Origin of the sequence: Rhodococcus sp. X156, assembly GCF_004006015.1 — a bacterium.
GTDB lineage: Bacteria > Actinomycetota > Actinomycetes > Mycobacteriales > Mycobacteriaceae > X156.
Genome location: NZ_CP034766.1, coordinates 2,410,274 through 2,422,962, shown reverse-complemented (window position 1 = coordinate 2,422,962; position 12,689 = coordinate 2,410,274). Strand labels below are relative to the sequence as shown.

Below are 12,689 nucleotides of genomic sequence, written 5' to 3'. Positions count from 1 at the left end.
CAGAGACGAGGAGATCGACATGTGCGGCCTGTGCGGCGAGATCAGGTTCGACGGCTCCAGCCCCGACGTGGGCGCGGTCGAGCGGATGACCGAGGCGATGACCACGCGCGGCCCCGACGGCGGAGGCGTGCACGTGCGCGGCGCCGCGGCGCTGGGACACCGCCGGCTGTGCATCATCGACCTGTCCAGCCGCGGCAGCCAGCCGATGGTGGACGAGGAGCTGGGCCTGTCGCTGGTGTTCAACGGCTGCGTCTACAACTACCAGCAGCTGCGCACGGAGCTGGCCGGGCAGGGCTACCGCTTCACCTCCACCTCCGACAGCGAGGTGGTGCTCAAGGCCTTCCACCGCTGGGGCAGCGACTGCGTGCAGCACTTCGTCGGGATGTTCGCCCTCGCCGTGCTCGAGCACCGCAGCGGCGTGCTCACCCTGGCCCGCGACCGCCTCGGCATCAAGCCGCTGTACCTGGCTGAGTCGCCGGGGCGGCTGCGCTTCGCGTCGTCGGTGCAGGCGCTGCTGGCTGGGGGCGGGGTGGACACCGAGCTCGACCGGGTGGCGCTGCACCACTACCTCAGCTTCCACTCGGTGGTGCCCGCCCCACGCACCATCTACCGAGGGGTGCGCAAGCTGCCACCGGCCACCGTGCGGGTGGTGCAGCCCGACGGCACCAGCAGCGAGCACCGCTACTGGGACCCCGTCTTCGCGCCCAGCCCCGACCGGGCCGACTGGTCCGCCCGCGACTGGCAGCAGGCGCTGCTGGACTCGCTGCGCACCGCCGTGTCCCGCCGGATGGTGGCCGACGTGCCGGTGGGGGTGCTGCTGTCCGGGGGCATCGACTCCAGCCTGGTGGTGGCGCTGCTGGCTGAGCAGGGCCAGCGCGACCTGGCCACCTTCAGCATCGGCTTCGACTCCGCGGGTGGGGAGTCCGGCGACGAGTACGCCTACTCCGACCTGGTCGCCAACACCTTCGGCACCGCCCACCACCAGATCCACGTGGACTCCGCGCGGCTGCTGCCGGCGGTGGAGCCCACGATCGCGGCGATGGGCGAGCCGATGGTCAGCCACGACTGCGTGGCGTTCTTCCTGCTGTCGCAGGAGGTCAGCCAGCACGTCAAGGTGGTGCAGTCCGGGCAGGGCGCCGACGAGGTGCTCGGCGGCTACGACTGGTACCCCCCGCTGCTGGGGGTGCCGCGGGCCGACGCCAGCGAGGCCTACCGGGCGGTGTTCGTGGACCGCCCGCACGACGCCATCGGCTCCCTGCTTTCGGCGGAGTACCACCTCGACCACGACGTCAGCGCCGACTTCGTCCGCGCCCACCAGCAGCGCCCGGGTGCGTCCACCGCGGTGGACGCCGCGCTGCGGCTGGACACCACGGTGATGCTGGTGGACGACCCGGTGAAGCGGGTGGACACCATGACCATGGCGTGGGGGCTGGAGGCCCGGGTGCCGTTCCTGGACCACCAGTTCGTGGAGCTGGCCGCCACCTGCCCGCCGGAGCTGAAGCTGGCCTCGGGCGGCAAGGGGGTGCTCAAGGACGCCAGCCGGGCGCTGCTGCCGGCGGCGGTGGTGGACCGGACCAAGGGCTACTTCCCGGTGCCCGGCATCCGGCACCTCGACGGCGGTGTGCTGGAGCTGGTGCACGACGCCCTGGGCAGTCGCAGCGCCCGCGACCGGGCCCTCTACCGTCCCGAGGCGCTGGAGAAGCTGCTGGCCACCCCCAACGAGGACCGGACCACCCTGGGGTCCAGCTCGTTGTGGCAGGTGGCGGTGCTGGAGATGTGGCTGCAGACGATGGAGAGGTTCTAGCGTGACGACGTTCGTGGGGCTGCCGGAGCCGGCGGGGCTGACCAAGCGGGTCCGGTTCACCTCGCACGCCTCGCTCTCGCCCGATGCCACCGCCTTCGCCTGCATCGTCGACGAGGGCGGCTACCCCCGGGCCGAGCAGCGCTTCCTGTCCGGGCGCACCACCACCCACGCCCGCTGGGTGGAGCTGCCGGTGTCCGGGCCCATCACCAAGGTCATCCACTCCGCGGACGGGCGCTGGCTGGCCTGCCAGATGGCCCCCGACGGCGCCACCCGCACCCAGGTGTGGGTGGTGACCACCGATCCGGACGACCGCGCCGCCCGCCGTCTGGGCACGGCCGAGGACTGCTCGATGGAGCTGGCCGGCTGGGACGGCACCCGGGTGGCGGTGACGGCGATCGACGCCGACGGGGTGGCCGAGGCTCGGCTGGTGGACCCGCACACCCAGGCGGTGCAGGTGCTCGACCGCCGCCGGGGCGGGCACCTGGTGGACTCCTGGGACGGTACGGCGCTGCTGCGGGTGGGGCCGCGCGGTGACCGCGAGCTGCTCATGCTGCGCGGCGGTGCCGCCCTGCCGCTGCTGCCCCGCGACCCGGGCTCCACCACCGACGTCGGCATCCTCCTGGACGAGCGGCACAGCCCGGGGCGGCCGGAGAAGTACCGCTGGAACGGGCCCGACCAGCCGCCGGCCCGGCGTCGCGTCCGGGCCCTGGTGCGCAGCGACCACGGCTGCGAGCACGCCAGGCTGCTGGAGGTGGCCCTCTGGGAGGGCGGCGGCGAGGCCATCTCCTGGCGGGTGCTCGCCGAGCGGGCGGACTGCGACCTGGACGAGTTCGTGGTCAGCGACGACAGCTCGACCGTGGCGCTGCTGTGGAACGTGGGCGGGGTGAGTGAGCTGCAGGTGCTCGACCTGGCCGACGGCCACCTGCACCCGCCGGTGGACCTGCCCGGGCTGGTGGCCGCCGACCTCAGCGTCAGCGCGGGCGGCTCGATGCTCGCGGTCACCGTGCAGGGTCCCAGCATGCCGCCATCGGTGGCGCTGGTGGAGCCGCGCACGGGGGAGTGGGGCCCGCTGGAGCCGGTGGACCCGGCGCCGGTGCCGGTGCACTCCCCGGTGCTGTGCGAGCTGACCGCCGCTGACGGGACCCCGCTGTCGGGCTGGCTCTACCGCTCGGCGCACTCCGGTCCCGGCCCGGTGCTGCTGTACTTCCACGGTGGTCCGGAGGCGCAGGAACGGCCGACCTACAGCGAGCTGTACCCCGCGCTGGTGGACGCGGGGGTGAGCGTCTTCGCGCCCAACGTCCGCGGCTCCGGCGGGTTCGGGCGCACGTTTGTGCACGCCGACGAGGGGGACAAGCGCTTCGCCGGGATCGACGACGTGGCCGACTGCGTGGCCCACCTGGTGGCCGAGGGCGTCGCCGACCCTGCCCGGGTGGCGTGCGCGGGCCGCTCCTACGGCGGCTACCTGACGCTGGCCTCGCTGACCTTCCACTCCGAGCTGTTCGCCGCGGGGGTGGCGATCTGCGGGATGAGCAGCCTGGCCAGCTTCTACGAGAACACCGAGCCGTGGATCGCCGAGGCGGCCTACCCCAAGTACGGCCACCCGGTGCGCGACCGCCAGCTGCTGGAGGAGCTCTCACCCATCAGCCACATCGCCAAGCTCACCGCGCCGCTGCTGGTGGTGCACGGCGCGCACGACACCAACGTGCCGGTGTCGGAGTCGGAGCAGGTGGTGGCGGCGGTGCAGCGGCAGGGCGGTCGGGCCGAGCTGCTGCTGTTCCCCGACGAGGGCCACGAGATCGTCACCCGGGTCAACCGGGCCGCGCTGGTGGACGCGGTGGTCCGCTGGGTCACCCAGCACGCCGGCTGAGCAGCAACGCTGGCGGCGCGCACCCACGGGTGTGAGGGTGGAGGGCAGCACCCCTTCCCCAAGCATCGGAGCACCCGCCATGACCGACCTGCCCAGCACGACCCTGGAGATTCGTTCCCTGGTGAGCAGCGCGGGGCGGCTGGAGCTGTCGCTGGAGGAGGTGCCGGTGCCCGCACCCGGGGAGGACGAGGTGGTGGTGCAGGTGGAGGCTGCGCCCATCAACCCCTCCGACCTCGGGCTGCTGTTCGCCGGGGCGGACATGCGCACCGCGCAGGCCTCGGGCACCGACTCCCGGCCGTTGGTCACCGCCGAGCTGTCCAGCGCCGCCATGCGGGCACTGGCCCAGCGGGTGGACGTGCCCATGCCGGTGGGCAACGAGGGCTCGGGCACGGTGGTGGCCGCCGGGTCCGGCCCGCAGGCCCAGGCCCTGCTGGGCAAGCGGGTGGCGATGATCGGCGGCGGGATGTTCACCCAGTACCGCTGCGTCAGCACCGTGGAGTGCATGCCGCTGCCCGAGGGTGTCACCGCCGAGCAGGGTGCGTCGGCGTTCGTGAACCCGCTGACCGCGCTGGGCATGGTGGAGACGATGCGCCGCGAGGGTCACTCCGCGCTGGTGTTCACCGCCGCGGCGTCCAACCTGGGACAGATGCTGAACAAGATCTGCCTGGCCGACGGCATCGGGATGGTGAACATCGTCCGCAAGCAGGAGCAGGAGGACCTGCTCCGCGAGCTCGGCGCCACCCACGTCTGCAACTCCACCTCGGACAGCTTCATGTCCGACCTCACCGACGCGATCGCCGCCACCGGAGCGACCATCGCCTTCGACGCCATCGGCGGCGGCAACGGGGCGGGGCAGATCCTCACCTGCATGGAGCAGGCCCTCAACCGCAACGTCACCGAGTACTCCCGCTACGGCACCGACGTGCACAAGCAGGTCTACATCTACGGCGCGCTGGACCCGCGCCCCACCGAGATCCGGCGCAACTTCGGCTTCGCGTGGGGGATGGGCGGCTGGCTGCTGTTCCCGTTCCTGCAGCGGGTGGGCCACGACGTGCGACGCCGCCTGCAGGAGCGGGTGGCCGCGGAGCTGACCACCACCTTCGCCAGCCGCTACGCCAAGGAGATCTCCCTGGCCCAGGCGCTGCAGCTGTCGGAGATGGCCGGCTACGGGTCGCAGTCCACCGGCACGAAGTACCTGATCACCCCGAACAGCTAGCGGGTGAGGCTGTCCTGCTGGGCCGCCAGCTCGGCGACCAGCAGCTCGTACAGGTCGGGGTAGTGGTCGGCGTGGTCGCCGTCCAGCCAGATCACCGGGCGACCGCCGCGGGGGGAGAGCGGGCCCTGGCGCCACAGCAACAGCTGGTTGAGCGACTCCTCCGGCTCGCTGGCCCCCAGCAGGTAGACGGTGGCGGGATCGACACCGCCGTCGCGACCGGTGAACCACTGCGCGGTGCGGGTGCGCTCGCTCTCCCAGCGCGCACCGCGGCCCAGCTCGTCGGTGCTCAGCAGGTCCACGAAGGTGGTGAAGCCGCGCCAGCCGTTGACGCAGGCCAGCAGCTCGCGGTGCAGCCGCTCCAGCGGATGGCCCAGGCGACGCTCCACCTCACCCAGCTGTGCCTCGCGCGCACCGGCCGCCGGGCTGGTGGCGGCGTAGAGCAGCGGCTCGTTGTCGTTGAGGGCCGGGCGCAGCAGCACCATCGCCTCCAGCGGCCCGGCCCACCGGCGGGCGCCCGAGCGCGGTGGCGGCAGGGCCACGGTGTGCGGGTCGGCCGGATCGACCAGGATGCCCACGTCCGGCGGCAGCTGGGACTGCAGCTCGCCACCGGTGAGCACCTGCCACCGGCACGGACCCTCGTAGCCCTCCAGGCGCTGCGGACAGGAGAAGGCCAGCACCCAGCTGCCCATGCCGGGCACGGTGCGCACCATCAGGTCGGCCTCCGGCGAGCGCTCCACGTACACCGTTGCCCCGGCGAAGTGGTGCCGAAACTGCTGGGCGGAGCCGGCTCCGGAGAGCAGCGCGGTGCAGGCGTCGACCAGCTGCTGCTCGCAGCTGAGGTGCTGGTGCGGGAGCCCGGCGTTCTCGACCATTTCGTCACCATCTCACGGAATGGCGCGGAGGTGGCGAACATTGCGAGTGCCCGGTGGCCGGGATTCTGGGACCAGAGCCAGGCGTGGCGGGACGTGATGGTGGCGGTTCAGGACGTGATGTTGGCAGCACTGGGGCGCCCTGGCGGGGCCCGGCGCCTAACCTGAGACAGGTCCTGCTGCGCCGCTCGTCCGGCTGCCGACCCTCGCTCGTCCTTCGGAGGAAATCTCTTGCCTGTCGCGCTGCTCGCGCTTGCTCTCGGCGGTTTTGCGATCGGCACCACGGAGTTCGTGATCATGGGTCTGCTGCCCGAGGTGGCTGCGGACGTCGGGATCTCCATCCCCACTGCGGGACACCTCATCTCCGGCTACGCCGCCGGGGTGGTGGTGGGCGCGCTGGTGCTCACCGCGGCCACCGTGCGGCTGCCGCGCAAGACGGTGCTCTTCGGGCTGATGGGCCTGTTCGCGGCGGGCAACCTGCTCTCCGCCCTCGCCCCCACCTACGAGCTGCTGCTGACCGCCCGCGTCATCGCCGGGCTGCCGCACGGTGCGTTCTTCGGCGTGGGGGCGGTGGTGGCGGCCGGCATGGTCGAGCCCGGTCGCCGGGCCAGGGCGGTGTCCATGATGTTCCTGGGCCTCACCATCGCCAACGTGGTGGGCGTGCCCGGCGCCACGCTGCTGGGGCAGTCGCTGGGCTGGCGCTACGCCTTTGCCGCCGTGGCCGTCATCGGGGTGGCCACCATGGTGGCGGTGTCGGTGCTCGTCCCGACCGTCGAGCGCGCTCCCGACGACGAGGTTCCGGTGCTGCGCCACGAGCTGGCTGCGCTGCGCCGGCCGCAGGTGCTGCTGTCGCTGGCGGTGGTCACCTTCGGCTTCGGTGGGCTGTTCGCCTGCTACAGCTACGTGACGCCGATGATGACCGACGTGGCCGGCTTCGCGCCCAACTCGATCACCGGCATCCTCATCGTGGTGGGTGTGGGCATGACCATCGGCTCCTACCTGGGCGGCAAGCTCGCCGACTGGGCCCCCGAGCGCACCCTGGTGGCCGGGTTGGTCGGGCTGATGGTGGTGCTCGTGCTGCTGAGCCTGGGGGCGTCGGTGCCGTGGCTGGCGGTGACGCTGCTGTTCTTCGTGGGCCTGTTCAGCATGGGCATGGGCCCGGCCATCCAGACGCGGATCATCGGGCAGGCCGAGGACGCGCCCACCATGGTCTCCTCGGCCATCCAGTCCGGCTTCAACGTGGCCAACTCCCTGGGTGCCTGGCTGGGCGGACTGGTGATCGCCGCGGGGGCAGGCTTTCGCGCGCCCAACCTGGTGGGTGCTGGGCTGGTCGCGGTGGGGCTCGCGCTGCTGATCCTCTCGCTGGTGCTCAACCGCCGCGAGCGCAGCGCTGCGGTATTGGCTGCCGAGGCTGAGGAGCCGGTGTCTGTCGGGAGCTGACCCGTCCGGTCAGGGCACCAGCTCCAGCCCACGGTGCTCGGCCAGCCGCTGCGCCTCGCGCTCCACCGCCGCTCGCACTCCGGTGCTCCACTCCTGCCACGGCGACAGCTCCAGGCGCAGCCGTCGGCCCGTCGCGCGGGGGCGCCACGTCCCCACCACCTCGCCGTCAGCCAGCACCGCCCCGGGCCGGCCGAGGGTGCGCCACAGGTCCTTGCGGTGCGCCGCGTCGGGCACCACCCGCTCGCGGTCGCGGCACTGCAGGAACAGGTCGAACGGGCCCAGCAGTCGCACCACGGACGGCTGGTCCTCGGCGGCACCACGGAGGACATCGGCGTCGGCGGCCAGCACCCACGAATTCGCTGCCTGGCCGTCAACCTGCACGGCCACCACGTCGTCGGGCCACTGCTGCCGCACGTCGGCCAGCGGGGCGTCCAGGTAGGCCGCGACCTCTGCCGGGGTCGCCGGGCCCAGGTGGTGCACGAACGCCCGCACCAGGTGCAGCCGGTCGGGGACGGCGGCCGCGTCCAGGTTGGCGACCTGGTCGGCGGGCCAGCCCGGCACCCGGCGCAGCACCGGGGGAGAGGTGCCCGCCGCCAGCTCCAGGCCCGCGTGCAGCGCCGCGAGGCGAAAAGGCATCTCGTGCAGGCGGGTGGCGCTGCACGGCGTGCACCAGCGCAGGTACGGCTCGGGCATCCGCTCGGCCAGCCGCCCCGACAGCTCGCCCTTGACCATCGGGGCGTCCACGAGGTCGCGCAGCTCGGTGGCCACTGCAGCCAGGGCGTCCAGGGTGCCGATGCCTGCAGCCGTCAACGGCTTGCTGGCGTTGAAGATCCGCTTGCCCGCGTCGCGGTCTGACCACGGGCGCAGCGCCAGCTCCACGGCGGGCAGGTCGGTGCGCCGGTAGGCGTGCGGGGCGCCGCGCACCGTCCAGGCCAGCGCGAGCTCGTCGTCACCGGTGCTGGGAACCGCGCACCCGCGGTTGGTGAGCGACCACGCGGCACCGCCGGTTCCGGTGTCCTGCACGCCCAGGTCCAGCACGTCCGTCGTGGCCACGGAGGCGCTGGCCGGCTCGCGGTCGAGCTGCTGGGTGCGCACCCGAGAGCGCAGCACCTGCGCGCGGGTGACGGCCAGGGGGCTGCCCGAGGTCGTGCTCATGCGCTCGAGGGTGCCACGGCGCAGCGCTGGGGGCCGTCAGTCGGGTGGGGCGTCCAGCAGCTGCTGCACGGCGCGGCCGTAGTGCTCGACGATGCGGCGCCGGTGTCCGTCGGGGAGGTGGTCGAGGTCGCTCATGGACCAGCTCTGGATGAGCCCACCCAGCTGGGCGGAGATCAGGTTGGCCCGCAGCTCCGCGTCCCGGCCGGCCAGGCGCGGGGCCAGCTGGTCCACGAAGGAGCTGCGGATGGCCTTCTGCAGACCCACCCGGACGCTCGCCCGGTCGGAGGCGCGCACCAGGGCGAGGAACGTCCGCCGCATGTGCCCGTGGTCCGGGGACAGCACGTAGTCGACCAGGCTGGCGCCCAGCGTCTCCGCCGGCCCGTCGAGCTTGGGGCCGAAGTACTTCTCGAAGCCCAGCACGTGCACGAACAGCTCTTCCTTGGAGCCGAAGTGCCGCATCACCAGTGCCGGGTCCACCCCGGCGGCGCGGGCGATGGCGCGGATCGAGGTGGCGGCGTAGCCCTGCTCCTCGAACAGCTCGGCCGCGTGCTGCGCGATGAGGTCCCGGGTGGCCCGCGGGGGCTCGGCGGCTCGCTGACCAGGTAAATCGGACATTTGCCCATTATGCCCGAGCGTCTGTCAACACTGTTGACACCCCCAGGTCAACAGTGTTGACTCCCCGGTCGGCCACGCCGGCAGGCGTGCCCGACCCCACGATGAGGAGATCTCCGCGAATGACCGCTGACACCGCCCCCACCAGCACCTCCAGCGAGGCTCCACCAGGACGGACCGGCGCCTGGCTGCTCTTCGTCGGACTGGGTGCCCTGGTGGTGTCGCTGTCGCAGTCCATCCTCATCCCCGTGCTGGCCCGGCTCCCGGTCCAGCTGGAGACCTCGCCGGACAACGTGCAGTGGCTGCTCACCTCCACCCTGCTGGTCGCCGCCATCTCCATCCCGGTGCTCGGCCGCATGGGGGACATGTTCGGCAAGCGGCGGATGCTGCTCATCGCCCTGGGCGTGCTGGTCCTCGGCTCGCTGATCACCGCCGTCACCAGCAACATCGCCCTGCTCATCTTCGGCCGCGCCATCCAGGGCATCTCCATGGCGGCCGTCCCGCTGGGCATCAGCCTGCTCAGCACGCTGCTGCCCAAGGAGCGGGCCGGCACCGGCATCGCCATCGTCAGCGCCATGCTGGGTGTGGGCGGTGCACTGGGCCTTCCGTTGGCCGGCTACATCTCCGACCACGCCGACTTCCACGTCCTGTTCTGGATGATGGCCGGCGGCAGCGCCATCGCCTTCGCCGGTGTGCTGGCGTTCGTCCCGGAGGCGCGTGCACGCAGTGGCGGTCGCATCGACGCGCTGGGCACCGTCCTGCTGGCCGGCGCCCTCGTCTCGCTGCTGCTGCCGCTGGCCGAGACGTCGAAGTGGGGCTGGGGCTCGGCCAAGGTGATCGGCCTGCTGGCGCTCTCGGTGGTGCTCTTCGCGGTCTTCGGCTGGTGGCAGCACCGCGCCAAGGACCCGCTGGTCGACCTGGTGGCCCTGCGCCGCCCGCCCATCCTGCTGACCAACATCGCCTCCGCGCTGTTCGGCTTCGCGCTGTACGCCTCGCTGATCGGCACCTCCTCCTACGTGCAGGCGCCGGAGTCCAGCGGCTACGGCTTCGGCTCCTCCATGCTGGTGGGTGGACTCGCGCTGCTGCCCAGCGGCTTGTGCATGCTGTTCTTCGCGCCCATCTCGGCCAAGCTGGTCGCCGTGCGTGGTGGCCCGCAGACGCTGGCCCTGGGCGCGGTGATCGTGGCCGTGGGCTGGCTGCTGCGCATGGTGATGACCGGGTCGCTGTTCCAGGTGATCGCGGGCACCACCATCGTCGGCATCGGCACGGGCATCGGCTACGCGGCCATGCCGTCGTTGATCAACGCGCACACCCCGTCGCACGAGATCGCCGCGGCCAACGGGCTGAACACCCTGGTCCGCTCGGTCGGCAGCTCGCTGGCCAGCGCGGTCGGCGGCAGCATCCTGGCGGCCAGCACGGTGGCCATCGGCAGCATCGCGGTGCCCTCGCTCACCGCCTACCGACAGCTGTTCCTGGCGTGCGCGATCATGTCGGGCCTGGCTGCCGTGGTGGCGCTGTTCATCCCGCACCAGAAGGTGCGCAAGGAGGAGCGGGCCAAGATCAGCGTTCCCGGCTAGCCACCGCCCCCGAGCCACTGAGGCGCCGCAGCGGAGAACCGCCGTCGCGGCGCCTCAGTCGTCTGCAGGGCGCAGCGCCTGGTCGGGCACCCACTGCTGGAGCTCCACGCTGCCCTGGCCGTTGGCCGTGCGCACCGTGAAGCGGACGAAGCCGAGCCAGGCGCCCTGGGTGGTGCGGGCCCACGCCAGCAGCGCCCCCTCGGTCTGCCCGGTGAAGCTGAGCCCGCCGGCGCGCACCCGCATGGGCAGCGCCCCCTTGGTGGGCGGCGGCGTGGGCAGCACCGCCCCCAGGTCGACGAGCACCGGCCGGGGCGGCTGGACCTCCCGGCGACACGGCGGGTCGAACTGCGGCGGCCATGACTCGAACATGTGTTCGAGTATGCGCCTCGGGGTGGGTCGCCGGCGCAGGCGGGGCCCGGCTACGCCGGCACCATCCCCGGAGCCCTTGCCGTGGTCTCCGCGAGCACACCGGGTTGTTCCTCCGGCACCGCCGGCCCGGCGCTGACCTGCTGAACGAGTGACCCGGGGCGGGAATGTTCCGGGCCTCCCAGCGTTGTACCGATCGGCTGGTCCGATTCACCCCCGGGCCTCACCTTCAGCCGCTACGAGCGGCCACTCGCCGAGAGGCGGTTGACGGGCCAGCCCCCATACCGGCCACCCGTCGAGCACCCCCCGCCCGCTCCGGGTGGCCGCCCCAGGCCACCTGTCGAGCAGCCGCGAGCTCCGGGTGGCCCCTTACGTGCGCGCCTGCTGCGGTGGGCGCACTGGCGCTGGGTCCACCGCGCGCAGCTGGGTGTCGTCCACGGCGAAGCGGCGCTGCACCGCGGTGCGCGAGTCGGCCTCCTCGAACCGGACCACCACCTCGGCGTGCCCGGACGGGGCGTGCTCGGCGTCCACGTGGCGCACCACCCAGCCGCGGCCGTGCTCGTCGTGCGCCACGTCCGTCCCCACCGGCCACTGCGGCGGGGTCGCCGCGGCGGCAGCTGCCGCCGGGGCCGCCTCCGGGAGCGTGGTGTCCGCCGTGGCGGTGTCCTCGTCGGGCAGCAGGCTCAGCTGCGCGTCCTGGGTGAGCGCGGACAGCGCCACCCCGAGCAGCCGCGCCCCGGCACCGGACTCCTCCTCGGCGTCCAGGCCGAGGGCGCTGATGCTGGCCTGCAGGGCGTCGCGGGCCGCGGCGCGCAGCGGGCCCAGCTGTGCCGACGCGCTGCCCAGCGACACCGACCGGCCGATGGTGACGAACTGTGCGTCCCGCAATCGCACGGTGACGGTGCGGGCCGCGACGCCGGCGGCCACCAGCCGGGTGTGCGCCGCGGCGAGGACGTGGTCGAGCACCGGGTCGAGCCGGGAGGCGGGCACGTCGAAGTCCATGGTCCGCTCGGCGCTGATCGACTTGGCCGGCCCGCCCGGCGCCACCGGCCGGGTGTCCTGCCCGTGCGCCAGCGCCAGGGCCGCGTGCCCGGCGGCCACCCCCAGCAACCGCTCCATCGACCGCGGCTGCTGCACCCGCAGCTCGGCCACGGTCCGCACCCCGACCTCGGCCAGCTTGGTCTGCGCGATGGGCCCCACCCCGGGCAGCGCCGACACCGGCAGCGCGTCCAGGAACGCCTGCTCCTCGGCGCGCGTCACCACCCGCACCCCGCGGGGCTTGGCCGCGCCCGCCGCCAGCTTGGCCACCAGCTTGGACGCGCCCGCACCCACCGACACCCGCAGCCCGGTGCGCAGCCACACCTGCTCGGCCAGGGCCGCCACCACCTCCCGCGGGTCGTCGCCGTCCAGGGTCACCTGCAGGTACGCCTCGTCGATGCTCACCTGCTCCAGCACGTCCGCCCGCTCCCGCAGCACCGCCATGATGGCCGCGGAGTGCTCCCGGTAGGCCCGCATCCGTGGGGACAGGAACATTCCGCTGGGGCACCGGCGCAGCGCCGTGGCGGTGGACATCGCCGAGCCCACGCCGAAGTGCCGGGCCTCGTAGCTGGCGGTGGCCACCACACCCCGCGGGCCGAGCCCGCCGACGATGACCGGGGAGTGGGCGAGCGAGGGCTTCTGGCGCTGCTCCACGCTGGCGAAGAACGCATCGGCGTCCACGTGCACGATCAGCACGCCCGAGTCCACCGTCCTGCCTCTCCCTGTTCTGCCCCGCCTCCTCGAA

The 12,689-nt window shown here is 73.1% G+C and carries 10 protein-coding genes; 5 read left to right on the top strand and 5 right to left on the bottom strand.

The genetic code is table 11. The features are described from left to right. Positions 1 to 19 precede the first annotated feature (19 nt). From ELX43_RS11425 to ELX43_RS11415, 3 genes are all read left to right on the top strand, one after another. The gene (locus ELX43_RS11425) at positions 20 to 1,804 is read left to right on the top strand and encodes an N-acetylglutaminylglutamine amidotransferase (RefSeq protein ID WP_127783534.1); all 1,785 of its coding nucleotides are present in this window, start codon (positions 20 to 22) and stop codon (positions 1,802 to 1,804) included. A gap of 37 nt (positions 1,805 to 1,841) precedes the next feature. Next, on the top strand, positions 1,842 to 3,671 hold the full coding sequence (locus tag ELX43_RS11420) for a prolyl oligopeptidase family serine peptidase (protein WP_127784851.1): 1,830 nt from the start codon (positions 1,842 to 1,844) through the stop codon (positions 3,669 to 3,671). Positions 3,672 to 3,750: 79 nt separating this feature from the next. Then, on the top strand, positions 3,751 to 4,887 hold the full coding sequence (locus ELX43_RS11415; RefSeq protein ID WP_127783533.1) for a zinc-binding dehydrogenase: 1,137 nt from the start codon (positions 3,751 to 3,753) through the stop codon (positions 4,885 to 4,887). Here the strand turns inward: ELX43_RS11415 and ELX43_RS11410 are convergent. Then, on the bottom strand, positions 4,884 to 5,759 hold the full coding sequence (locus tag ELX43_RS11410; RefSeq protein ID WP_127783532.1) for a hypothetical protein: 876 nt from the start codon (positions 5,757 to 5,759) through the stop codon (positions 4,884 to 4,886). The two genes, ELX43_RS11415 and ELX43_RS11410, sit on opposite strands and share 4 nt — an antisense overlap. 228 nt (positions 5,760 to 5,987) lie before the next feature. On the opposite strand from ELX43_RS11410, the gene ELX43_RS11405 reads away from it, so the two are divergent. Continuing rightward, positions 5,988 to 7,196 (top strand): MFS transporter, encoded by a 1,209-nt coding sequence (locus ELX43_RS11405; protein ID WP_127783531.1) that lies wholly within the window; start codon positions 5,988 to 5,990, stop codon positions 7,194 to 7,196. 9 nt (positions 7,197 to 7,205) lie between these two features. Here ELX43_RS11405 and ELX43_RS11400 read toward each other — a convergent pair whose 3' ends face one another. Continuing rightward, a complete protein-coding gene (locus tag ELX43_RS11400; protein WP_127783530.1) occupies positions 7,206 to 8,351 on the bottom strand; it encodes a winged helix DNA-binding domain-containing protein in 1,146 nt (381 codons plus the stop codon). A gap of 36 nt (positions 8,352 to 8,387) precedes the next feature. Next, complete coding sequence (locus ELX43_RS11395; RefSeq protein ID WP_127783529.1) at positions 8,388 to 8,966, bottom strand: TetR/AcrR family transcriptional regulator; 579 nt, start codon at positions 8,964 to 8,966, stop codon at positions 8,388 to 8,390. A 119-nt stretch (positions 8,967 to 9,085) separates the two neighbouring features. Between ELX43_RS11395 and ELX43_RS11390 the strand changes: the two genes are divergently transcribed. Then, positions 9,086 to 10,540, top strand: a complete 1,455-nt coding sequence (locus tag ELX43_RS11390) for an MFS transporter (protein WP_206518004.1) — start codon at positions 9,086 to 9,088, stop codon at positions 10,538 to 10,540. 54 nt (positions 10,541 to 10,594) lie between these two features. Here ELX43_RS11390 and ELX43_RS11385 read toward each other — a convergent pair whose 3' ends face one another. Beyond that, positions 10,595 to 10,909, bottom strand: coding sequence for a hypothetical protein (locus tag ELX43_RS11385; RefSeq protein ID WP_127783527.1), 315 nt, complete (start codon positions 10,907 to 10,909; stop codon positions 10,595 to 10,597). 366 nt (positions 10,910 to 11,275) lie between these two features. Beyond that, entirely contained in the window at positions 11,276 to 12,640 is a 1,365-nt protein-coding gene (locus ELX43_RS11380) for a DNA polymerase IV (protein WP_164860643.1), read from the bottom strand. Positions 12,641 to 12,689: the final 49 nt, after the last annotated feature.

Bases quoted from the DNA above. Each gene is read 5' to 3' on its own strand.
- ELX43_RS11425 (WP_127783534.1), top strand. From the start codon at position 20: ATGTGCGGCCTGTGCGGCGAGATCAGGTTCGACGGCTCCAGCCCCGAC.
- ELX43_RS11415 (WP_127783533.1), top strand. From the start codon at position 3,751: ATGACCGACCTGCCCAGCACGACCCTGGAGATTCGTTCCCTGGTGAGC.
- ELX43_RS11410 (WP_127783532.1), bottom strand. From the start codon at position 5,759: ATGGTCGAGAACGCCGGGCTCCCGCACCAGCACCTCAGCTGCGAGCAG.
- ELX43_RS11400 (WP_127783530.1), bottom strand. From the start codon at position 8,351: ATGAGCACGACCTCGGGCAGCCCCCTGGCCGTCACCCGCGCGCAGGTG.
- ELX43_RS11395 (WP_127783529.1), bottom strand. From the start codon at position 8,966: ATGTCCGATTTACCTGGTCAGCGAGCCGCCGAGCCCCCGCGGGCCACC.
- ELX43_RS11390 (WP_206518004.1), top strand. From the start codon at position 9,086: ATGACCGCTGACACCGCCCCCACCAGCACCTCCAGCGAGGCTCCACCA.
- ELX43_RS11385 (WP_127783527.1), bottom strand. From the start codon at position 10,909: ATGTTCGAGTCATGGCCGCCGCAGTTCGACCCGCCGTGTCGCCGGGAG.